Source organism: Desmonostoc vinosum (assembly GCF_059505385.1).
Window position 1 is genome coordinate 1 of record NZ_JCACKM010000111.1, and the last position, 22,086, is coordinate 22,086.

Here is a 22,086-nt window from a genome sequence, read left to right on the forward strand (position 1 = left end):
AATCCCCAATCCCCAATCCCCAATCCCCAATCCCCAGTCCCCAATCCCCAATCCCTAATCCCTACTAGGCGGAATCTTCTCAATGGGAATCAGCGCTTCCATCACAGATTTGACAATTGGGGCGGCGACGGTAGAACCGTAGGCATTTGCACCTTTTGGTTCATCTACTAACGCTAATACGACATAGCGGGGAGATTCTACTGGGAGAATACCTACAAAGCTGGTTATCTTAGCATTGCTGAGATAACCACCAGAACTACTGGCTTTTTGGGCTGTACCAGTCTTACCAGCAATGCGATATCCCGGAATTTGTGAGGGCTTGCCTGTACCTTCAGAGACTACTGTCTCCATCATTTCTACGACTTTTTGGGCTGTCGAGGCTGAGAAAATTTGACGTGGTGTGGTGCGATTGGGTGAGTAATGCATTTGCCCTTTACTATCAATCAGTCCCCGAATGACGTGGGGCGTAACTAATTTGCCACCATTAGCTAAAGCACCGTGCATTTGCACAAGTTGTAAAGGTGTCAAAGAAAAGCCTTGACCAAAAGAGGTAGTAGCAGGCTCAATGGGTGAGGCAATAAATTCTTCTTGACTTTTCAGCCGACCACCTACTTCAAAAGGTAAATCTGTATCAACGGTTTGTCCTAGACCCAAGCGTTCTAGCCAGTTGTAGTACACTGAAGGCTGTAATCGTTGGATAATTTTTACCATGCCAATGTTGCTAGAGTTTTGCAAAATCTGAGCAATGCTGATTCGCCCGTAACCATTGAGCATGGCATTTTGAATAGTATAATTAGCTACTTTTATAGAACCTGAATCATTAAATATATCATCTGCTTTAATGACACCATTTTCTAGAGCGATCGCAACATTCAAAGGCTTAAAAGTCGATCCTGGTTCGTAAAGATCTGCCACTGTCCAGTTTTTGAACAGTGAAATATCAGCTCTAGAATATTCATTAGGGTTATAGGTAGGCTGAGAAACTAGGGCCAGTAGAGAACCATCTAACGCATCCATGACAATTACTGCCCCACGTTTGGCGTTAAACTTCTCCATCTGTTGTTTGAGAGCAGCGCGAGCAGCTCTTTGCAAACGAGTGTCAATAGTGAGTTGCAATCGCAAATCATCAAAATGCATAAAGCCTTCAGGAGCATAATCTGGCTTAAGCATTCCGTTACCAGAACGACTCAGGCGTACCGTTTGCACAGAACGTTCCAGTAACTTCTCTTGACTGTACTCCACACCAGCTTGACCCCGACGGTCAACATTAACATAGCCCACTACATCGGCAACTAAATCTTCCGCTGGGTAATATCGAGAATATTTAGAAATTAACTCTAAACCATTGAGGCTTAATGAGGTGACGCGATCGCTAATTTCTTCTGGTAGAGAAGCATCGAGTACAATCCCACTTTTTTTACTTTGAAAAACTTTGACTAACTCAGCAGCATCTTTAGCTAATATAGGGGCTAGTTGTTGGGCGATCGCTTCATTAGATTTATCAAACAGCTTCGGATGGGCGTATAAAGTATACACAGGACGGTCAATAGCCAACACATTATTATTGCGATCGACCACTGGCCGCCGGGGCATAAAAGGTCGCAAATTCACCATTTGCTGATTTCTTGCTTTCTCCGTTAACTTTGCTCCTCGAACAATTTGCAAGTGGTATAAGTTAATCGCCAACCCTAACCCAGCCACCATTAATACACCCCAAACTACAAACAATCGAGACTTGGTGTTGGGTATTTGGTCTTGCGTGTCAGAGCCAAGTTCCCCCTGTGCCAATCTGTGTTGAGAACCCTTTTGTCGCCTTTTGAATACTGGATTGCGAAAATTTCTTAACTTTGTTCTGTTTGATGACTTCTGCATTGGCATTGTTGTCTATCCTTTGTCAGTTGTCCTTTGTTAGTTTTTTCAAACCACTAACCATCAACCAATGACCAAGAAAACACAAAGAAGGGGAGACGGACAGAGCGACCCTTCTCAAGATCGAAGCACCTGGTTGCAACAAAGCGACTTTAGTCGTGGAGACAAAAAATCGTTCGGAGTTTGAATCCCTTAGCTTTAACCTCAATATCCCAGTGGCGAAGGTGTTTGTTGTTGTGTTTGAGAATTTGGCTTGATTGCAGACGATATTGGATTAGAACTATGAGATGTTGGAGGTAGAAAAATAGCCTCTTTAGGACTTGGCGATACTAATCCTGAAGTTGGTGCTTCTGCTTCTTTAGCAATCTTGTTAGTTAAAGTTGCATTGTTTGTTGTTAACTGTCGCTCATAACGCTGCAAGTTATGCAGTCTGCGGTATGTTTGACTCCAAAGCTCTTGGGAATATACCGTCCAGCCATAAGCTACAAGCGCTGCTGCTACAAACAAAAACGCTACAACTGATGAGTAACGATGTAAACTGTACAAGCGCAGTAACCACAAAGGTAGTGCCCCAGAGTTAGGCATTACGGGAAGTCCACCAGAAGTATTTTGCTTTGCAATAGACTGTCCCTGAAGATTTGAAACTTTTTGTTTACCTGATTCTTTCACCAATGTGGGTGCAATTGTCTCATTTGTAGAAGAAATCTGTAGATTTTCTGATAAACGTCGTTTTATTTTAGAATTTCCTGGTACAAACGTAGTGCCAAGCGTCGATGAATCTATATTCTTAGAGCGTTTTTTTGCTAAAGGCGGGGTTGAATTTCGCCAAAACCAAGAGCCTTGTGTAGGAACAGCTGATTTACGAGCAACAGCCATAATTTTTTTTAGATGGTGAATAATGTATTTTAGATTAATTCTCTATTTTTGCTTGGGTTAAAACTGCTCAAAGAGCAATAAGCACACATAATAGCCTAAACACAACGTTTTAAGTATTCTAATAGGTCAGTCATTTTAGATAAAAGTTGTATATTTGATCGTCTCAACCGTTTATGCTTAAAGGTTGACGCTTACATGTCAAGCGGCAACAACCCTATGCTGTCAAAAACGCTGTCTGAACACCAGTATGCAACACCACACATGACTTAAGCCGTTCCAAATCAAAAAAATTGCATCTTTCTCTAAGATTGCAATACTGCAATCAGAGATTGGACAGCTTAACGGTTTGAGTATTGCATCTAAAGTATGGCAATGGAAAGCAGCAAGGTGCAATACTCCGTACCAAAAAACGTAACTTTTGTTATCATGAATCGAACTACTAGCAAACTGCATAGCTTCCGTTTCCTGATTAAGTTACTATACTTCTAACTTGAGACAAGCCAATCGTCTGGCTGCATGATACCTATAAATCAAAAATTACCCCCAAAGTATTGCTTTTAAATATGTAATCTAACAGCCTTTAAAAAAAAGCAATAAATAAGGTATCTTATTCAACAGGCGAAAAAATTTTCTAGCCACAATTGGTGAAAGAGGAGTTATGAAAACAAAAATCTTTGGTTTGGCCATAATGTTGAGTCTGGCTGCAATTCTCGGAGCCTGTGAAAATAGCACTACTGAACCTGGCAGTACTACTTCTCCAGCTGCTACTCCCGCTGAACCAGCGGATACTGGAACTACCCCTGCCGCTACTCCCGCTACTCCCGCTGCTACTCCCACTAAGACACCATAAACCCCACGCCCAAAGTAATTTAGTGACAACTCTCCTCACCACATCCCTGAATTTCGTTGAGTTCGGATGACACGCCAGCATCCTTGTGTTGGTTAATAAAGTTCTGAAACTTGCTAAATATAGCTAAGTGAAATAGAGCGCAAAGAAAAATACTGGTCAAAAGAAGCAGGAGAGCAGGGAGTTTTTAGCAGGGGGGAGAGACTGGAACAAAGCTTGTAGTCCGCCCCAGATGAGTGTCCTGGAAAAGTGGAGCGGAGTACCCCTGCTTTGATCAGGCTTCGCGCAGAGGATAAGGACTTGCTCCCCCTGCTTTGTGCCCCCTTCCCCTCTGCCTCTTCGGTGAGGAGAGTTTCTAATCACATCAAGTGTTTGTCCGAAATTATCCTCTGACCAAAAACCAATGACGCGCAAACCCCCGGCTTTAAAAATAGGGATAAGCGTCTAGGAAGATTTATTCAGAGTCAAAATTCTGTTATTTAGAGCAAGCAGTTAGCGCTTTTGTGTAGCTAGCTGCTTTGCTTTAGCAAAAAACTGTGGTTTTCTCAATGTTAGTCCTTCTCGTTTACCTTCATAGCACTCATTATTTCAGTAAGGAAGAAACAGGAGATAGGCAGAGTGAAAGCGAGAAAGGTTATGAAATTATTTATACTAACTGTAGTTACTGCTACCCTTGTAGGATTCAATAGCCATTCAAGAGCAGTGGTGACGGCATTACCGCCTCCAGAGGATACACCAGAAGAGATACTGCGTACACAAATTATTACGGAAGCGCGATCGCCAATTGATGGCAAATACCTAAGTGCCGCAGAATACGCAGAACTACAGACTCAGCTCCAAGAAGCCCCCCCACCAATTCTGACATCCAGAATTAGAGAGCAAATTTTCTTACTCCGTATACGTAAGACGTTGCTTGAGGTTTTTCCCTTTCTAGATCTTTGAAAAAGCTAGGGAGATGTGGTTTGACTCTGCGGTAGTTGAATCTCGACTTCGCTCGATTACCGCGTAGCCAAAACTCACCAACCAAAAGATGAGGGAGAAGAAATAATTACGAATTACGCGCTTCGCAGCAGTAGCGTAAATCCTACGGCATAGCTTCGCTGAGAGCGTCATTATGAATTCCCCATTCCCAAAAGATAATCAAAACTTATCTTAACTTCAGGCAACGGGGGCGACAAAATTGCAAATAAATGTAAAGAATATATATAGATATTAAAAAAGCAGATTTAGTCAATCACGTTATTTCACGTAGGTAGCTTCATGTCCATGACCACGATCGCCCCTGAACAGGTTAACCGTATCGTTTGGAATCAGCATCACGATCCATTTGAAATACTGGGTTCTCACTTAATAGAACAAGATGGCAAAAACGTCTGGGCTGTGCGAGCCTACCTACCAAATGCAAGTACAGTATCGGTAGTCGTTCCAGAACAACGAAAAGAATACCCGATGCAGGCGGTGCATCATCCCCACTTTTTTGAATGCACAATTGAAGCCGCAGAACTGACAAATTACCAACTGCGAATTAAAGAGGGGGAGCATGAACGTGTCACCTATGACCCTTATGCTTTCCGTTCTCCCCGTCTTACAGAATTTGACTTGCATTTGTTCAGTGAAGGCAACCACCATCGAATTTATGAGAAATTAGGGGCGCATCCCACAGAAATAGACGGCGTTAAGGGCGTTTATTTTGCTGTTTGGGCACCTAATGCCCGTAATGTCTCCATATTGGGAGATTTCAACCTCTGGGACGGACGCAAGCACCAAATGCGTAAAGGCCCAACAGGAGTTTGGGAATTGTTTATTCCTGAAGTGGGCATAGGAGAGCATTACAAATATGAAATCAAAAATTTTGAAGGACACATTTACGAAAAATCTGATCCCTATGCTTTTGGGCAAGAACCTCGCCCCAAAACAGCATCAATTGTCACTGATTTAAATACTCATACTTGGGCTGACGAAAACTGGATGGAAAAGCGGCGTCACACTGATCCCCTGACGCAACCAGTCTCAGTTTATGAACTACATTTAGGTTCTTGGTTACACGCTTCTAGTGCCGAACCAGCTAGACTACCCAATGGTGATACTGAACCCGTAGTTACTGTCTCCGAACTAAATCCTGGTGCGCGTTTTCTAACCTACCGAGAGTTAGCAGAAAGACTGATTCCTTATGTCAAGGAATTGGGATACACCCATGTAGAATTGCTACCCATTGCAGAACATCCTTTTGATGGTTCTTGGGGTTATCAAGTAACTGGTTATTTTGCTCCCACCTCTCGTTTTGGTAGCCCCGAAGACTTTATGTATTTTGTTGACAAATGTCACCAAAACGATATTGGCGTGATTGTGGATTGGGTTCCTGGTCATTTTCCCAAAGATGGACATGGTTTAGCTTTCTTCGATGGCACTCACCTTTACGAACACGCAGACCCTCGCAAAGGCGAACACAAAGAATGGGGAACTTTGGTGTTTAACTACAACCGCAACGAAGTTCGCAATTTTTTGGTAGCAAATGCCCTGTTTTGGTTTGACAGATATCATATTGATGGTATTCGCGTTGATGCTGTAGCCTCCATGCTTTACCTTGATTATTGTCGTAAGGAAGGAGAATGGCTACTTAATCAGTACGGTGGCAGAGAAAACCTAGAAGCAGCGGATTTTTTACGTCAAGTAAATCATCTCATCTTTAGCTATTTTCCTGGTGTTCTTTCAATTGCTGAAGAATCTACCTCGTGGCCGATGGTATCTTGGCCTACCTACACAGGTGGATTGGGTTTCAATTTGAAGTGGAATATGGGTTGGATGCATGACATGTTGGATTACTTCAGCATGGATCCTTGGTTCCGTCAGTTCCACCAAAACAACATTACTTTTAGTATGTGGTACAACCACAGTGAAAACTTTATGTTAGCCCTGTCTCACGATGAAGTGGTGCATGGTAAGAGCAATATCATCGGCAAAATGCCGGGAGATAGATGGCAGAAGTTTGCTAATGTGCGTTGTTTGTTTACTTATATGTTTGCTCACCCAGGCAAAAAAACCATGTTTATGAGCATGGAATTTGGGCAGTGGAGTGAGTGGAATGTTTGGGCTGATTTGGAATGGCACTTATTCCAGTATGAACCGCACCAACAGTTAAAACAGTTTTTCCAGGATTTGAACCATCTTTATCGTAGTGAACCAGCTTTATACACGTGGGATTTTGCACGAGAAGGGTTTGAGTGGCTTGACTGTAGCGACAATCGTCACAGCGTCGTTTCTTTCATCAGACGTGACAAAGATTCTGAAGACTTCGTGATTGTGGTTTGCAACTTCACGCCTCAACCCCATTCCCACTATCGCATCGGTGTACCGGAAAAGGGATTTTATACCGAGTTGTTTAATAGCGATGCGCGTCAGTATGGCGGCAGTAATATGGGTAACTTGGGCGGTAAGTGGACAGATGATTGGTCATTGCACAATCGTCTTTATTCGCTAGATTTGTGTTTGCCACCTTTGGGTGTGTTGATACTCAAATTGGATCAACAGAAGACTGCTGAAGCGTTAGAAGGATAATTAAAAGGGTGGGACTATACCCACCCTTTTGAAGTTTTTAGTTTTAATTACGAATTAATATGCCCTACAGTCAATTCACCATTGAGAAAGTGAAACAAGATTTTCACCTGACTACTGTAGAGGGAGTTCGCTTTTTCCCAGATTCAATTGAACCAGTTACTTTAAGTAACAGACTGCAAAATATTTTAGAAGAATTACCGTGGGCGATCGCAGTTGATAATGAAGCCAAAGGACAAGCGATCCCAGTAGTTTATGGTACTGTTACTAGCGGAACGCAATGGCGATTTCTCAAGTTAGAGGGACAAACAATCACAATTGATTTAATGGACTATTCTCTTCCTCCTGTAGAATTAATTCTAAGCTTTCTGGTGTGGATGCTGAAAGCAGATTAATGCTACACAAACAAAGTTCACCTCCGTGAAATAACCAAAAATTAGGCCTTTCAAACCCACGCAGGTGGGTTTTGTCTGTATAGCCAAGTCAGTGCGTTGCTCTCACCCTAAATCCCTCTCCCAGTTTGGGCTATCCATTAGTCGCATCTTTCTTAACATTGCTGTAAGTCAGACGCTGAGGGAATGATAGAAGTAAATAATGAGAGCATGATTGACTTGAGAGACAGAAAATGGACTAAACCTGAGTGCGATCGTTAACTACAAAGATATCTTAGGAGAATCAGGATGGAGAAGTTTCCAAGTGGCGGCGATATCGTGTAATCGCCGCAGTCCTCAAAACTATACCCATCAACCCTTTCGGTCTAATTTTAAGTATTTTGTCTGTTTGTTAAGAAAGATCCGGGTAATGGATAGATTCAATTACGGGGAGTATGTCAAAACTTTTGTAGTCCCTTCACAAAACAAACTACCCTGAGATAGTTAAAAATTTGTATCCTGAGTTAATAGCTCTTAATAGTTCTTTTAAAAACTTGTGCAGGAAGATTTTAGACTTATTGTTGATTTAGTTTCGGTTCTCGCTGTCGCAGCTTGTGGTGGGCTGTTTGCGGCGCTTTTACGGCAACCGGTTCTATTGGGTTATCTCATTGGTGGGATGATTGTCGGCCCGGCGGGACTGGGACTGATTAAAGAAATTATTCAAATCGAGACTCTGGCTCAGTTTGGGGTCGCCTTTTTGCTGTTTGCTTTGGGTGTAGAATTCTCTTTAGCGGAACTGAAAAAGGTAAAAGCGATCGCCTTGGGCGGTGGTGGACTCCAAATTGCCCTGACAATCCTCATCACTGTTTTAGTATGCGGGGTAACGGGAGCTTGGGGAGCCTTGCCAGCCAAGGGTGTGTTTTTGGGGTCGATTCTGTCTTTATCTTCAACAGCAGTTGTCCTCAAATGCTTGATGGAGCGCAATGAAACAGAAACGCCCCACGGGCAGGTAATGCTGGGTATTTTGGTAGTCCAAGACTTAGCGTTGGGTTTGATGTTGGCAGTGTTACCAGCTTTGCATCAACCAGCAGAATCGATTGGTTTTGCAGTCCTGACAGCGCTGTTGCGTTTGGGATTATTTGCTGCTGGGGCAATAGTAGCAGGAATTTGGCTCATACCCCCTTTGTTGCGACTGCTAGCCCGCACTGAAAGCCGAGAGCTATTTCTATTAGGTGTGGTAGTGCTGTGTTTGGTAATTGCCCTAATTACAGAGTATTTGGGCTTGTCGATTGAAATGGGTGCGTTTGTCGCAGGTTTGATGATTTCTGAGGTGGAATACGCCGATCAAACTTTAACTTATGTAGAGCCGCTGCGAGATATCTTTGCTAGTTTATTTTTCGCTGCTATTGGGATGTTGATTGACCCAGTATTTTTGTGGAACAACCTGGAGTTAATTTTAGGACTGGTGGCGATCGTTTTTGTGGGCAAGTTTTTGATTATCACTCCCCTGGTGAAGTTGTTCCGCTATCCTTTGAAAACAGCTTTAATTGCTGGGTTGGGACTAGCGCAGATTGGGGAATTTTCCTTTGTTCTCGCCAGTGAAGGACAAGCGCTAGGGTTGGTGTCTCGACAGATATATCTGCTGATTTTGGGAACTACAGCAGTTACACTCATGCTCACCCCTTTTGTGCTGCGGTTAGTGCCATTTTTATTTAACTTTGCCGAAACCATGCCTTGGTTGAAACCGTATTTAGAGGAACAGCAGCCACGGGATGTATCGGAAGAACTACCTTTGAAAGACCATGTAGTCGTTTGTGGCTATGGGCGAGTGGGGAGGAATTTGGTGAAGTTGTTACAACTACAACAGTTACCTATGGTAGTAGTTGACCAAGCAGAAAGTAGAATTCAGCAGTTACGGGAAGCTGGAGTGCCTTACGTTTATGGAAATTGTGTGAGTCTCCATGTGTTAGAAACTGCTGGTGTTAACCATGCTAAAGGAATGGCGATCGCACTTCCAGATCCCATGAGTACCCGACTTTGCTTGAAACGCGCTTTGGAATTATCCCCCGAATTGGACTTGGTGGTTCGTGCTACTCAAAATAGAAACATTGAAGTGCTTTATCAACTAGGCGCCAGAGAAGTAGTACAGCCAGAATTCGAGGCCAGTTTAGAAATGGCAACCCACTTATTAACTGGCTTAGGCTTATCGCCAGATGTAGTACAGCAACAAATGCAGCAAATCCGCAAGGATCATTACTTAGATTTGCGCCCAGAACGTTCTGCTTTTGAAGTTTCCCGCGATTTACAACAAGCAACCAGTGATTTAAATCGACGCTGGTATCCCTTACCATCTGGTTCACCCTTAATTGGCATGAGCCTAGAAGAAACGGATATGCGCTACTTGACAGGAGCCAGTTTAATGGCGATTCGACGTGATAATGGCGATGAAATCGACTATCCCGATGATCAAACTAAATTAGCAGAAGGCGATCGCCTGTTGGTAGTGGGAGCAGACGAGGAACTGGCAGCTTTAGCAGAATTTGCCAAGGGACAAGTAGCTGTTCCTGGGGAAAATAGTGCTTGCCAGTGGAATCGGATAAATACTGATTCTCCGATATTGGGTAAAAAACTTGCAGATTTAGCTAGCAGCGAACAATATGAAGTACAAATACAAGCAATCCGGCGAGACGGTAAATTTATTCGCTCTCCTGATGAGAATATGGACTTGCGAGATGGCGATCAGGTACTACTATGCGGTAGCCTCTCAGGTCTGAATCAAATACAACATTTGTTTACTGTCAATAGTTACCCGAAACCCTTGTAAGCTAATCTGCTTTTAACTTGCATAATCCTTTGCCTCAGAAAGACGCGGAGAGAAGTTGCTCAACGGGGGTTCCCCCCGTTGAGCAAACTTCGGAGGACGCGCTTAAGGGGAGACGCGGGGATGCAATTTGAATGATTATTAGCTTAGAGACGCTTCAAAAGCGCGTCTCTACATTCAATGTCTAACCTTTAGGCTTAATATATGCGATCGCCTGCTTCCAAACTGTGGTTTGTTGGCTGTCTTCATTGGCGATACAGACGCAATGTATGTCTTGCCATATAACTATTCCTGTCATGACATCGCCAGTGAGTAGCTTGAACTCTACTGGCGTTGTTTGTTTAATTAGGTTTTGAACTTGTCTAATACTGGGTAAGGAGGTGTCAAATTCAGTAATCATAGTCATTAATCATTAGTTATTGGTCATTAGTCATTAGTCACTTGTACTGAGAGGAGCCGAAGTATTAGTTATTTACAAAGGACAATTAAAAAGGGAACGGGGAACTCGCTTCGGCTACGTTCAGTACATCGCAGGAAATAGGAACAACTGTTAAGAGTTCCCTGCCTTGATGACAAAGAACAAACAGCAAAACACAAATATAATTGATGGATTTTGGAAATGGCAATCGAATTTACTAAGTATCACGGTTTGGGTAACGACTTTATTCTGATTGATAATCGCTCTACGTCTGAGCCTGTAATCACTCCAGAGCAGGCAGTGCAATTGTGCGATCGCCACTTCGGTATCGGTGCTGATGGTGTAATTTTTGCCCTGCCTGGTGAAAATGGTACTAACTACACAATGCGGATTTTTAATTCTGATGGTTCAGAACCGGAAATGTGCGGTAATGGTATTCGCTGCTTAGCCAGCTTTTTAGCAGATTTAGAAGGACTGGGGACTGGGAAAGAGTCTTCCCAATTCCCAATTACCTATCGCATTCATACCTTAGCTGGTACAATTACACCTCAACTCATATCCCATGAGCAAGTAAAGGTGGATATGGGTTTACCTCGATTACTTGCTGGGGAAATTCCCACTAATCTTACATCTGCCCAACAGAAAGTTATTAATCAGCCGTTAGCGGTGGCAGGGGAAACTTGGGAGGTTACCTGTGTGAGTATGGGGAATCCCCACTGTATTACTTTTGTAGAGGATGTAGCAGCAATTCCTCTAGAAACTATAGGCCCTCAATTTGAGCATCATCCAGTTTTCCCCCAACGCACAAATACTGAATTTATTCAAGTAGTAAGCCGTGACTACCTGAAAATGCGGGTATGGGAGAGAGGTGCAGGTATTACATTAGCTTGCGGGACTGGTGCTTGTGCATCACTAGTGGCTGGTGTATTGACGGGGAAATGCGATCGCCTCGCAACTGTAGAATTACCTGGTGGCCCCTTACAAATTGAATGGTCGGAAATTGACCAGCGAGTTTACATGACAGGGCCAGCAAAGCGGGTGTTTACTGGTAAGTTATAGTCTTTGCGGATGGGTGGGTAGGCTTTTTGCCTGCCATAAGCTAATAATCATTCAAATTGCATCCCCGCGTCTCCCCTTAAGCGCGTCCTCCGAAGTTTGCTCAACGGGGGGAACCCCCGCACGCAACTTCTCTTTGCGTCTTTCTGAGGCAAAGGATTATGCAAGTTAAAGGCAGATTAGCTTACCACCATTAGAAGGATGTGTTCATCCCAAAAGATTGATAATCTATCTAGCAATGAATACATAATCAATAAAAACGACATCTATGGCATCTTCTACACCATTGCATGGCACAGAACTAGTAGATTGTGCTAGAGCAAATGCTAAGCAGGGAATCGAAACCGCTGCCTATCTATGTGGATATGGTAATGATCTCAATAAGTTTGCTAGCGAATTAAGGCAAGCTTGCGAGGAAATGAACTTACAAGTTAAGGAACTCAGCGAACTGATTACTGATCAAGACTTGATACTGGAATTAGGAACTGGTGAAATTATTGCTCCAGATACAGCTTCCGAACTATGAAAAGGAAATAAACCACAGTTCCATCCTTGCAATCTTCAGCCCTACAATAGTCGTTAGACCTCCTGATGACGAGAACCACAAATGACTACCACAGTAGACATTGGCACTTTAATCAGCCAAACTCCAGGACTCCACAACGGAGTCCCACACATTTCAGGCAAAGGTGTAACAGTTCGGCGTGTTGTTTTCTGGTACAAGCGAGGGCTAGCTGCTGAAGATATTGGGGATCGAATTGGACATATTACCCTAGCTGAAGTATATGCTGCGCTTGCTTACTACCACGCCAACAAGAGCGCAATCGAAGCTGATATTGCTCATCAAGCAGCAGAAGCCCATCGCCTTGAACAATTGCATCAACCATCAACTGAGGCGATCGTATGAGCCTTATCCGGCTTTATCTCGATTTGTAGGCGCGACAGCTTAGAACCTGAATGCAGTGCGATCGCCCTTCTATAACTTTAAAATTACTCTTGCCAAGTTGAAGTATATCAAAACACCCAGTACATCAACTGCTGTGGTAATGAATGGTGCTGACATCAAAGCAGGATCTAAACGGAGTAGGCGAAATAAAAACGGTAGTGCGGAACCGGAAATAGAAGCCAAAACAGAAATAGCTACTAAACTAACGCCAACAGCGATCGCAACTTCTAATCTCCCTTGCAATAAGAAAGCCCACACTGTAGCAATTGTACCTAGCATACCTCCTAATAAAGCACCTGCGATCGCTTCTCGCCCAATGACTTGCCAAGCACCAAGCGATCGAATTTCTTCGGTGTTCATCCCCCTAATCACGACAGTGGAAGACTGAGCGCCTACATTACCGCCAGTACCAGTTAATAGGGGAATAAATGCCGTTAGTGTAACAACTTTTGATAAGATATCCTCCTGTGACTTAATAATCGTTCCTGTCATGGTGTTAGTAATTAGCAAAACTAATAACCATAAAACCCGTTTGCGAGCAACTTCTATCAAATTCATCTGAAAATAGTTGTCGCCATCGGACTGCACACCACCACCCACTGTATAAATATCTTCGGTTGTCTCCTGTTGCAGGATATCAATGACATCATCGACCGTGACAATCCCTACTAAACGCTGTTCTCGGTCTACTACAGGTACTGCTAAAAAGTCATATCTTTGGATTAATTTTGCTACTTCTTCTTGGTCGGTGTCGGTGTAGACAAGCACCGGATCGCGAACCATAATATCACCAATGGTTTGGTCTGGTTGAGCCGTCACCAATTCCCGCAGTGATAAAATCCCTTTTAAGCGCCTTTCTACATCAGTAATGTAAAGGTAATAAATCATCTCGCTAGCATTAGCTAAGTTACGAATCCGCTCTAGCGCTTGAGATATTGTAAAATTTTCTTTTAAAGAAATTAATTCCGGTGTCATAATTCGTCCGGCTGTATCGGCTTCATAACCTAATAGTTGAGCCGTAGCCTGACGTTCTGCTGGACTGAGCTGTTCTAACAGCCGATTGACAACTTTTGCTGGTAATTCATCAAATAACCTCGCTCGGTCATCGGGCGACATTTTATCTACAATATCGCGTACATCTTGACTTTTCAGTTCTTCGATTAGCCTTTCTTGGACGCTGTAGTCAAGATATTCATAAACCTCTATTGCCTCGTCCTTAGAAAGCAAGCGAAAAGCTAAAGCGTGCATTGCTTCTGGCAAACCTTCAATGGCCTCAGCAATATCCGCAGATTGCACTGGTATTAGGATGGCTTTTGCTCCCGGCAAATCTCCCACTTCCAGTAGCATTTGCAGTTGCGATCGTACTAAATCTCTCAACTCCCTGCGTGAGACATTCAAGAGGGTAGAGGTTGGGTTGTTTGTCTCAGTCACAGTCTATTTTCCTTAGCCGATATTAACAAGGTTGCTGCCCCTAGTCTAGGTGAAAGTGGGAATGTACAAGTCAAACTTGTCAGAACTGACACAAAAATATTTTTCACCTCTGGCGTTTTGGATTAAATTTTGCCCCATATCTTCTCTCCTCTAACTCCCAATCTTGTTTGTAGTGGCTGTATCAGTCTACTAGCTACTTCATTTGTAAGTGAATCTATTTTATTGTATTAAATTATACATAAGATAATAAAATGTGTTAAATAAGTGGGTATAAATAAACGTTGATAAATAATATCTGTTTAGTAGACAAAACCTTTCTTGTTAGCATCTTTAGCTAATAAAAAGTGATTTTTATATACTAAGTTTATTTAGATTCATTTTTACTGATTGAACAAACATTGTTCTGTATAAAGTCAAAATGTATCTTTGCTAGAGAAATCAAACAATACAGTTATTAGGCTAATAGGTAAAAATTACTATTTTTTAAACTTTAAATATCAAAATTTCTCTTTACACAATTTCGATATACTTAAGTGGTATATTGTGATCATGTAGTCCTAAATCATTACGTAACTTTTGCAAATTTCATTCGAGGTTGATGAAAACTTTGATATAGCTTTAAAAAGCTACATGGCATTGTAAATATTTAAACAATACTGAGAAAAACAATAGACATAACACCAGGATGTCATGTCAAATAAAATTAATCACATCTTTAAGTAATATCCGCTATTTCCAGCGATATATATTTTTTTTACAGTTTTATTTTTTAGCAATTGTAGGAAAAAGATATATCGCGGAAGCTTTAAATAACAAAATAGCAAGCTAATTGAATTCGCAAATCAACATATTTGCGTTTATATCTTAGTGGATATTTTTCCAAGTATTCAACACCTAAAGTAATCCTAAAGTATTTATTAGGATATCAATCCTGATATAGTTTTGAGGTATATATCTATGAATAATTCTGCCAATCAAAATAGTAACTTAGCCCTTAATCAACAGTTATCAACTGTAGTAAGTTCAGCAATTACCCCTTCATCGTCTTTAGATACAAACAATTCTCAGCAGATCAAAACTTTTGCACGAGCTAGTAGCGTTAGTGAACCTAGTCTACAGACAGCAAAAAGCAGCCTCTCTTCAGGAAACGGACTCTATGCTGAGTATTTTGATAACAAAAATTTCACAAACTTAAAGTTAACTCGCATCGATTCCAAAGTAGACTTTGACTGGCTTTATGGGTCTCCTGACAAGTCTATCGATAAAGATACATTCTCTGTGCGTTGGACAGGGTTAGTGGAGGCAAAATACAGTGATACATACACCTTTTACACCACTAGTGATGATGGTGTTCGCCTGTGGGTCAACGGTAAGCAAATAATCAATCGTTTCGTCGATCAAGGTGCGACAGAAGTCAAGGGTACAATAGCTCTAGAAGCAGGTCAGAAGTACGACATTAAATTAGAGTACTACGATAATTTTGTTCGGGCAATGTCTAGACTTTCTTGGTCGAGTTCTTTGCAAGTAAAAGAAGTTATTCCTCAATCCCAGTTATACACCGACGCTACCTCACTCACCGCTACAGCAAAAACTACTACTCTGACAGCCAGAAATACTAATACTTATAACTTTACTGTCACTTACAAAGATGACACAGCCGTTAAGGTTTCAACCTTAGACAACAGCGATGTGCTTGTGACTGGGCCAAACGAATTTAGTCAATTAGCAAAATTGGTCAGTGTAGATAATAGCAGCAATGGCAATGAGCGCACGGCTACATATAGTATTAATGCTCCTAGCGGAAGTTGGAATAGTACCAAAAATGGAACTTACACTATTAATCTACAAGCCAATCAAATTAGCGACACTAGCGGCAATTTTGCTCCAGCTGCCAACTTAGGTACTTTTTTGGTAAATATTGCTGGCACAGGTAAAGGATTGAAAGCAGAGTATTTCGACAATTTAGACTTCACTAATTTGAAGCTAACTCGCACCGACTCAACAATCAACTTTGATTGGGCTGATGGTAGTCCTACTGCGTCTATAGCTAACCAAACCTTTTCCGTACGTTGGACAGGTTTTATAGAACCCAAATACAGCGAGACATATACCTTTTATCTCATCAGCGATGATGGTGCCAAAGTATCGATAAACGGTGAGCAAATTATCAATCTACCAACCAATCAAGTTTCCAAACGAGGCAGTGGCAATATTACCTTGCAAGCCGGTGAAAAGTACGAAATTAAAATGGAGTACTTGGAAATCTATGGGCCAGCAGTTGCTAAACTCTTATGGTCGAGTTCCTCTCAAGTAAAAGAAATTATTCCCAAATCTCAGTTGTACACACCGTCTTTTCAACCAATCATTACCTTGGGGCAGTCCTATACAACTGTTGGTGAGAGTGATGATAGTTTGAACATCACGGTGAAGCGCAATGGCGATGATTTAAATAGTACATCAACTGTCAAGTATTATACTATGGGCGAAAGCGCCAAAGCAGGGGATGACTACCAAGAGAAAGCAGGTACACTTACCTTTAATCCAGGAGAGGCTAGCAAAGACATCATTGTACCTATCCTAAAGGATAGTTTATCAGAATCAGACGAAACTTTTACCATCGTTATTGATCAACCAGAAAACGCTTTCTTAGGAATTCAAAGAACTCTGAGAATGACGATTGAAGACGACGATCGCACTGATTTGAGTTTTTCTGAGGTTGTGTTGAATGAAGATGATGGTCTTGCTACACTCAAAGTGACACGGGGTAAAAGTTCCGAGGCTGCTAGTGTAAAGTATACAACCACAGACGGGACTGCCAAAGTAGGAACTGATTACCAAGCTGTGTCTGGAACCTTAAACTTTGACCCAGGAATACGCTCTCAAATCATTTCTATTCCCATTACCAAAGACACTATTGGAGAGACAAACGAGAGCTTTAATGTGAAGTTTACAAATCCAGTTGGGGTGGGTTTGAATCTTCAAAATCTAGCTACTATTTCGATCATTGATGATGACCCTGGTAACTTGACCTTAGAAACAGTCGTTTCAGGGTTGAATCTACCTACATCTTTTGAGTGGACACCCGATGGCGATCGCTTGTATATTGCTGAGAAAGGTGGGGTAGTTCGAGTATTTGAAGATGGCAAACTATTAGCAAAACCATTCATCGATATCTCTGGACAGGTAAATAGTGTAAGCGATCGCGGACTGTTAGATCTGGCTGTACATCCTGATTTCCCCGATAATCCTTACATTTACTTGCTATTTACCTACGATCCACCAGAAGTTTATAACAACACCAACCCTAACACAGTCTTAGATGGGCCTGATGCCAAAGGTAATCGTGCGGCGCGGCTAATCCGGGTGACAGCCGACTCCGCAACCAACTACACCACTGTTGTCCCTGGTAGTGAAGTTGTGCTGTTGGGCAAAAACAGCATTTGGGAAAATATCAGTCGTCCTGATGGCAATAGCACAGATATTAAACTCGACAATAAACTCAACTACGCCCCTTCAGGAATCATTAACAGTCAAACTGGCAAACGATTTGCCAACATGCAAGATTATCTAGACAACCTCGACAAAGTTGTCAACATTGAGGATTATCTAGCGACCGATAGTGAATCTCACTCAGTTGGGACTGTGAGCTTTGGTACTGATGGTTCTTTATTCGTGAGCCTTGGTGATGGTACTTCTTACAACCGGGTAGATGCGCGAGCAATTCGCGTTCAGGATTTGAATAATTTATCTGGAAAAATTTTGCGAATTGATGCCATGACTGGTAAAGGCTTATCAGATAATCCATTCTACGATGGTAATTCCGATAGCAATCGTTCTAGGGTTTATAACTACGGTCTGCGTAACCCCTTCCGATTTACGATTGATCCCCGAACCAACACGCCTTACATTGGTGACGTTGGTTGGAAAACTTGGGAAGAAGCGAATACCGGACGAGGCGCTAACTTTGGCTGGCCCTATTATGAAGGTGCTGACGGCTTCAATTTGCAACAACCAGAATACAGCACACTACCTAGCGCCCAAGCCTCCTACACCAGCGGTGAGATCATTACAGCACCAATTTATGCTTACAAACATGTTGGTGCCAATGCAATTGTTGTAGGTGATTTTTACCTCGGTAACAGCTTGCCTTCGATTTATCAAGGTGCATTGTTTATCGGCGACCCAAGTAAAGGCACCATTGATTCTTTGACATTGAGCGATGATGGTAAAGTTACCTCAGTTAAGCGGTTTGCTTCCGGTTTAAATTCGCCCGTACAGATCAACGCTGGACCAGATGGTTATATTTACTACGTCAGCTTATACGGCAATAAGATTGAGCGTTGGCGTCCGGCGTAGAGGGATGCACTTCGACTTCGCTCAGTGACCGGGGGACGCGGGTAGGCAGGGGGAGCAGGGGGAGAAATAACAAACACCCAGTCCCCAGTCCCCAGTCCCCAGTCCCCAGTCCCCAATCCCCAATCCCTAAGAAAACTTTGTGATAAATTCCAACAATTTTTTAGTTCTTGGTGTTAGGAGTGTGCGGCGGTATGCATCTGCCGCTTTTTTTATGGCTTCAGCTTGAGTTGGGTAAGGATGAATAACATTGCTAAGCTTGCTCAAACCCAGTTTACCCACTATGACCGCAGTCACTTCAGAAATCATCTCGCCTGCATGGCTAGCAACAATGGTGGCACCGAGAATTTCATCAGACCCTTTTTTGTGGAGAATTTTGAGAAATCCCAATTCTTCAGCATCAGCGATCGCTCGGTCTACACTACTAAAAGGAATAGCGATCGTTACTGTATCAATACCTAACTTTTGCGCTTGGTGTTCATACATGCCTACATGAGCAATTTCTGGGTCTGTATATGTCACCCAAGGCATTACTAAACTACTAAGCTGAGAACGCCCCAAGCCAAAAGGAGAAAACAACGTATTTTTAATGACAATTCGGGCGGCGGCATCCGCAGCGTGGGTAAATTTCCAATTCATGCAGATATCGCCAGCTGCATAAATTTTCGGATTGGTAGTTTGCAGATAATCATTCACCAATACACCCTGCTTTTGGTCATATTTTACACCTACTGCCTCTAAATTTAAACCTTCCACATTTGGCGATCGCCCTGTGCCCACTAAAATTTCGTCTACTGTCACTGAATCTCGATGACCTTTAGAAGAAAAGTAAAGCCTTTTACCTTCAGTAACATTCACCACCTCTTCTAATTGACAATTCAGTACCAAACGAATTCCTTCCCCAATCAAGACCTTTTGCAAAATTTCAGCAGCATCAGCATCTTCTTTATTGAGGATGTGAGAACCGCGATGTAAAAGTACCACCTCACAGCCTAAGCGCCGGAAAGCTTGAGCCAATTCACAACCAATCGGGCCGCCACCAATCACCGCCAGACGTTCCGGTTTTTGAATTAGCGAAAAAACCGTCTCGTTAGTTAGATAACCCGCCTTTTCAATTCCAGGAATTGAGAGTCGCGCAGCTCTGGCACCAGTAGCAATTACAGCTTTTTTAAACCGGAGAGTTGTATCAGCAACTTGTATAGTATTTTTACTCGCAAACCGACCGCTACCTAAAAAAACATCTACTCCTAACTTTTGAAAACGTTTTACTGAGTCATGATGGCTAATACCAGCCCTTATTCGTCGCATCCGTGCCATGACTGTAGAAAAATCAACATCAATATGTTTTGGAATGTTAATTCCCAAGCGTTTAGCATTCCATAATTCGCCAACTACACGCGAAGAACGGATGACAGTCTTAGATGGTACACAACCAACATTTAAGCAATCTCCACCCATGAGATGCTTTTCAATCAACGCCACTTTTAAACCTAAATCTAAACCCGCTGCACCCGCCGCCACCACTAATCCCGCCGTACCAGCACCAATTACTACCAAATCGTAAATATCAGCAGGCTGAGGATTAACCCAATCTGGCGGATGAACGTGAGAAACCAACGTTTGATTATACTCATCCATTGGGAGTACAGTGACTCTCTCGAATTCTGAATTGGACATTGGTAATACCTTTGAAGGGTGAAGTGTATAAGGATGAATCGGTAAAGTTTTCTTCTTGAGCTTTCATCCTTATTCAAGATGCTTAACTTACAAGGATTACAGTTTTGCAAATATTTTGTCAGTTTAATAATTGACAAAATATTTGCATTCTAGCAATGAAAGTTTTTTGCCTTTTGACCAAGCTCTTTTGTACGAAACGCTTTGCCTCGCTTGCTTCCCTAAAGGAGTACAAGCACTTAAAAAGGCTCAAGCAAAGAGTGCTTGAGCCGTCATTACGTTAAACTAATTTTTTGACTAACGAATTAGCTCAAAAAGCTAAATCTACGGAGTTTAGTAACGGTTACGTCCACCGCCACCGTAGCTGTTTCGGTTTCCACCAAAAGAACCTCTGTCTTCTCTAGGTTTAGCCTTATTCACTTTGAGGTCACGTCCCATCCATTCAGCACCATCCAGAGCTTCAATAGCGGCTGCTTCTTCTGCATCTGTACCCATTTCCACAAAACCAAAGCCGCGTAAACGGCCTGTCTCACGGTCAGTAGGTAGCTGAACGCGCTTTACAGAACCATATTCTGCAAACACAGCATTCAGGCTTTCTTCTGTAACTTCATAAGAAAGATTGCCTACATAAACTGACATAAAATTGTCTCCGAAATCAATCATAGGTTGTGTAGAGATTTAAGTTTCGGAGAAAAGTCTGTTGTAAATACCAAAAGACAAAAGCCTACCAATAATAAAAACAAACGAGGTCGCCGAATTAATTCTCACTTTCCACGATTACACATTATTTAACTATTGTGGGGAAAGTGAGCAAAATATTTATTAAAATTTATGTAATCATTGCCGCTCCTGAGAGTGACAATTGGATGCACAGCACTACGTCCGTTAGAAATCACAAGTGTGAGATTTTAAAATCTGACATGAGCAAGACTCTTAGTTTAATTGTTGTATGTTGCCACCGTCTGTAAAGTAATGTAATAAATATTTAATAAATTGTAATATTAACTTAATAAAGATTAATTACTGATAACGTCTTCTTCTAAAGCTTTGCGAGCGATACGAGTAATGTAGACAGTGACGGCGACTGTAGCAATTAAACCTATAACTCGGATTGCCCATTGTACTGTTGGGTTGGTGGGTTGAGTTTCAGTGCCAATCATGGCCAGATTCCCAGCAAGAGAACCAATGTAAACGTACATAATTGTGCCAGGAATCATACCCACAGAGCCGATGAGGTAATCTTTGAGTGAAACTCCCGTAATTCCAAAAGCGTAGTTTAATAAATTGAAGGGAAATATGGGAGATAGTCGCGTTAAAAGTACGATTTTTAATCCTTCTTTGCCAACAGCTCGGTCAATAGCGGCAAATTTTTTGTTATCCGCTATTTTACGCGCAACCCAACCTCTTGCTAAATAACGTCCAACAATAAACGCCGCAGTAGCACCCAAGGTTGCGCCAACAAATACATAAAGTGAACCCCATACTACACCAAAGACAAAGCCAGCACCCAAGGTGAGGATGGAGCCTGGTAAAAAAGCGACGGTAGCAATAATATAAATGGCGATAAAAGCTAGATAACCTACTGTTCCAAGGCCATCAATCCACTGCAAAGCATCTCGTAAAACTGCTTGGGGATTGAAAGAAAATGTTTGAGTAGATTCTTCGGCTATGACAAATTGTGTGTTTAAAAAGAAAGCGATCGCTAATGCTATCAAGATTAATATACCTGGTTTAAAAAGTCTCATAAAATTTATATTTTTTGACTTATTAGTAATCAAATTATTTTTCATTAGACCTCTTACATAAATATTTTTTTGTTTCACGCAGAGGCGCAGCGAAAAGTTCTGTTCGCGTAGCGTCTCCGTCAGGAGA

Annotated in this window: 16 protein-coding genes; 9 read left to right on the forward strand and 7 right to left on the reverse strand. The window is 42.2% G+C overall.

Going from position 1 to position 22,086, the window contains the following annotated elements:
* Nucleotides 1–54: 54 nt before the first annotated feature.
* Both AC5JMF_RS17780 and AC5JMF_RS17785 read right to left on the reverse strand, forming a co-directional pair.
* Nucleotides 55–1,872, reverse strand: a complete 1,818-nt coding sequence (locus tag AC5JMF_RS17780) for a peptidoglycan D,D-transpeptidase FtsI family protein (RefSeq protein ID WP_495797046.1) — start codon at nt 1,870–1,872, stop codon at nt 55–57.
* Nucleotides 1,873–2,073: 201 nt separating this feature from the next.
* Entirely contained in the window at nt 2,074–2,745 is a 672-nt protein-coding gene (locus tag AC5JMF_RS17785) for a hypothetical protein (protein WP_495797047.1), read from the reverse strand.
* 658 nt (nt 2,746–3,403) lie between these two features.
* Here AC5JMF_RS17785 and AC5JMF_RS17790 point away from each other — a divergent pair.
* The 5 genes from AC5JMF_RS17790 to AC5JMF_RS17810 all read left to right on the forward strand — a co-directional run bounded on the left by AC5JMF_RS17790 (nt 3,404) and on the right by AC5JMF_RS17810 (nt 10,339).
* Nucleotides 3,404–3,595, forward strand: a complete 192-nt coding sequence (locus AC5JMF_RS17790; protein ID WP_495797048.1) for a hypothetical protein — start codon at nt 3,404–3,406, stop codon at nt 3,593–3,595.
* Nucleotides 3,596–4,228: 633 nt separating this feature from the next.
* A complete protein-coding gene (locus AC5JMF_RS17795; RefSeq protein ID WP_495797049.1) occupies nt 4,229–4,534 on the forward strand; it encodes a hypothetical protein in 306 nt (101 codons plus the stop codon).
* 318 nt (nt 4,535–4,852) lie between these two features.
* Nucleotides 4,853–7,147, forward strand: coding sequence for a 1,4-alpha-glucan branching enzyme (gene glgB / locus AC5JMF_RS17800; protein ID WP_495797050.1), 2,295 nt, complete (start codon nt 4,853–4,855; stop codon nt 7,145–7,147).
* A 59-nt stretch (nt 7,148–7,206) separates the two neighbouring features.
* The gene (locus AC5JMF_RS17805; protein WP_495797051.1) at nt 7,207–7,539 is read left to right on the forward strand and encodes a hypothetical protein; all 333 of its coding nucleotides are present in this window, start codon (nt 7,207–7,209) and stop codon (nt 7,537–7,539) included.
* 532 nt (nt 7,540–8,071) lie between these two features.
* Entirely contained in the window at nt 8,072–10,339 is a 2,268-nt protein-coding gene (locus tag AC5JMF_RS17810; protein ID WP_495797052.1) for a cation:proton antiporter domain-containing protein, read from the forward strand.
* 181 nt (nt 10,340–10,520) lie between these two features.
* Here AC5JMF_RS17810 and AC5JMF_RS17815 read toward each other — a convergent pair whose 3' ends face one another.
* Entirely contained in the window at nt 10,521–10,736 is a 216-nt protein-coding gene (locus AC5JMF_RS17815; RefSeq protein ID WP_495797060.1) for an Hfq-related RNA-binding protein, read from the reverse strand.
* A gap of 219 nt (nt 10,737–10,955) precedes the next feature.
* Here AC5JMF_RS17815 and dapF point away from each other — a divergent pair, with 219 nt between their 5' ends.
* From dapF to AC5JMF_RS17830, 3 genes are all read left to right on the forward strand, one after another.
* Nucleotides 10,956–11,813: a diaminopimelate epimerase gene (gene dapF / locus AC5JMF_RS17820; protein ID WP_495797053.1), complete on the forward strand. Its 858-nt coding sequence runs from the start codon at nt 10,956–10,958 to the stop codon at nt 11,811–11,813.
* Nucleotides 11,814–12,078: 265 nt separating this feature from the next.
* On the forward strand, nt 12,079–12,336 hold the full coding sequence (locus tag AC5JMF_RS17825) for a hypothetical protein (protein ID WP_495797054.1): 258 nt from the start codon (nt 12,079–12,081) through the stop codon (nt 12,334–12,336).
* Nucleotides 12,337–12,417: 81 nt separating this feature from the next.
* On the forward strand, nt 12,418–12,717 hold the full coding sequence (locus AC5JMF_RS17830) for a DUF433 domain-containing protein (protein WP_495797055.1): 300 nt from the start codon (nt 12,418–12,420) through the stop codon (nt 12,715–12,717).
* Nucleotides 12,718–12,786: 69 nt separating this feature from the next.
* Here the strand turns inward: AC5JMF_RS17830 and mgtE are convergent, their stop codons facing one another.
* A complete protein-coding gene (gene mgtE / locus AC5JMF_RS17835) occupies nt 12,787–14,187 on the reverse strand; it encodes a magnesium transporter (RefSeq protein WP_495797056.1) in 1,401 nt (466 codons plus the stop codon).
* A gap of 957 nt (nt 14,188–15,144) precedes the next feature.
* Between mgtE and AC5JMF_RS17840 the strand changes: the two genes are divergently transcribed.
* Nucleotides 15,145–18,543, forward strand: coding sequence for a PA14 domain-containing protein (locus AC5JMF_RS17840; protein WP_495797057.1), 3,399 nt, complete (start codon nt 15,145–15,147; stop codon nt 18,541–18,543).
* Between the two features lie 126 nt (nt 18,544–18,669).
* Here AC5JMF_RS17840 and AC5JMF_RS17845 read toward each other — a convergent pair whose 3' ends face one another.
* The 3 genes from AC5JMF_RS17845 to AC5JMF_RS17855 form a co-directional block, all read right to left on the reverse strand.
* Entirely contained in the window at nt 18,670–20,217 is a 1,548-nt protein-coding gene (locus tag AC5JMF_RS17845) for a mercuric reductase (RefSeq protein ID WP_495797058.1), read from the reverse strand.
* 330 nt (nt 20,218–20,547) lie between these two features.
* Nucleotides 20,548–20,853 (reverse strand): RNA-binding regulator, encoded by a 306-nt coding sequence (rbp, locus tag AC5JMF_RS17850; protein WP_495797059.1) that lies wholly within the window; start codon nt 20,851–20,853, stop codon nt 20,548–20,550.
* 377 nt (nt 20,854–21,230) lie between these two features.
* On the reverse strand, nt 21,231–22,004 hold the full coding sequence (locus tag AC5JMF_RS17855) for a TVP38/TMEM64 family protein (protein ID WP_495797061.1): 774 nt from the start codon (nt 22,002–22,004) through the stop codon (nt 21,231–21,233).
* Between the last annotated feature and the right edge of the window lie 82 nt (nt 22,005–22,086).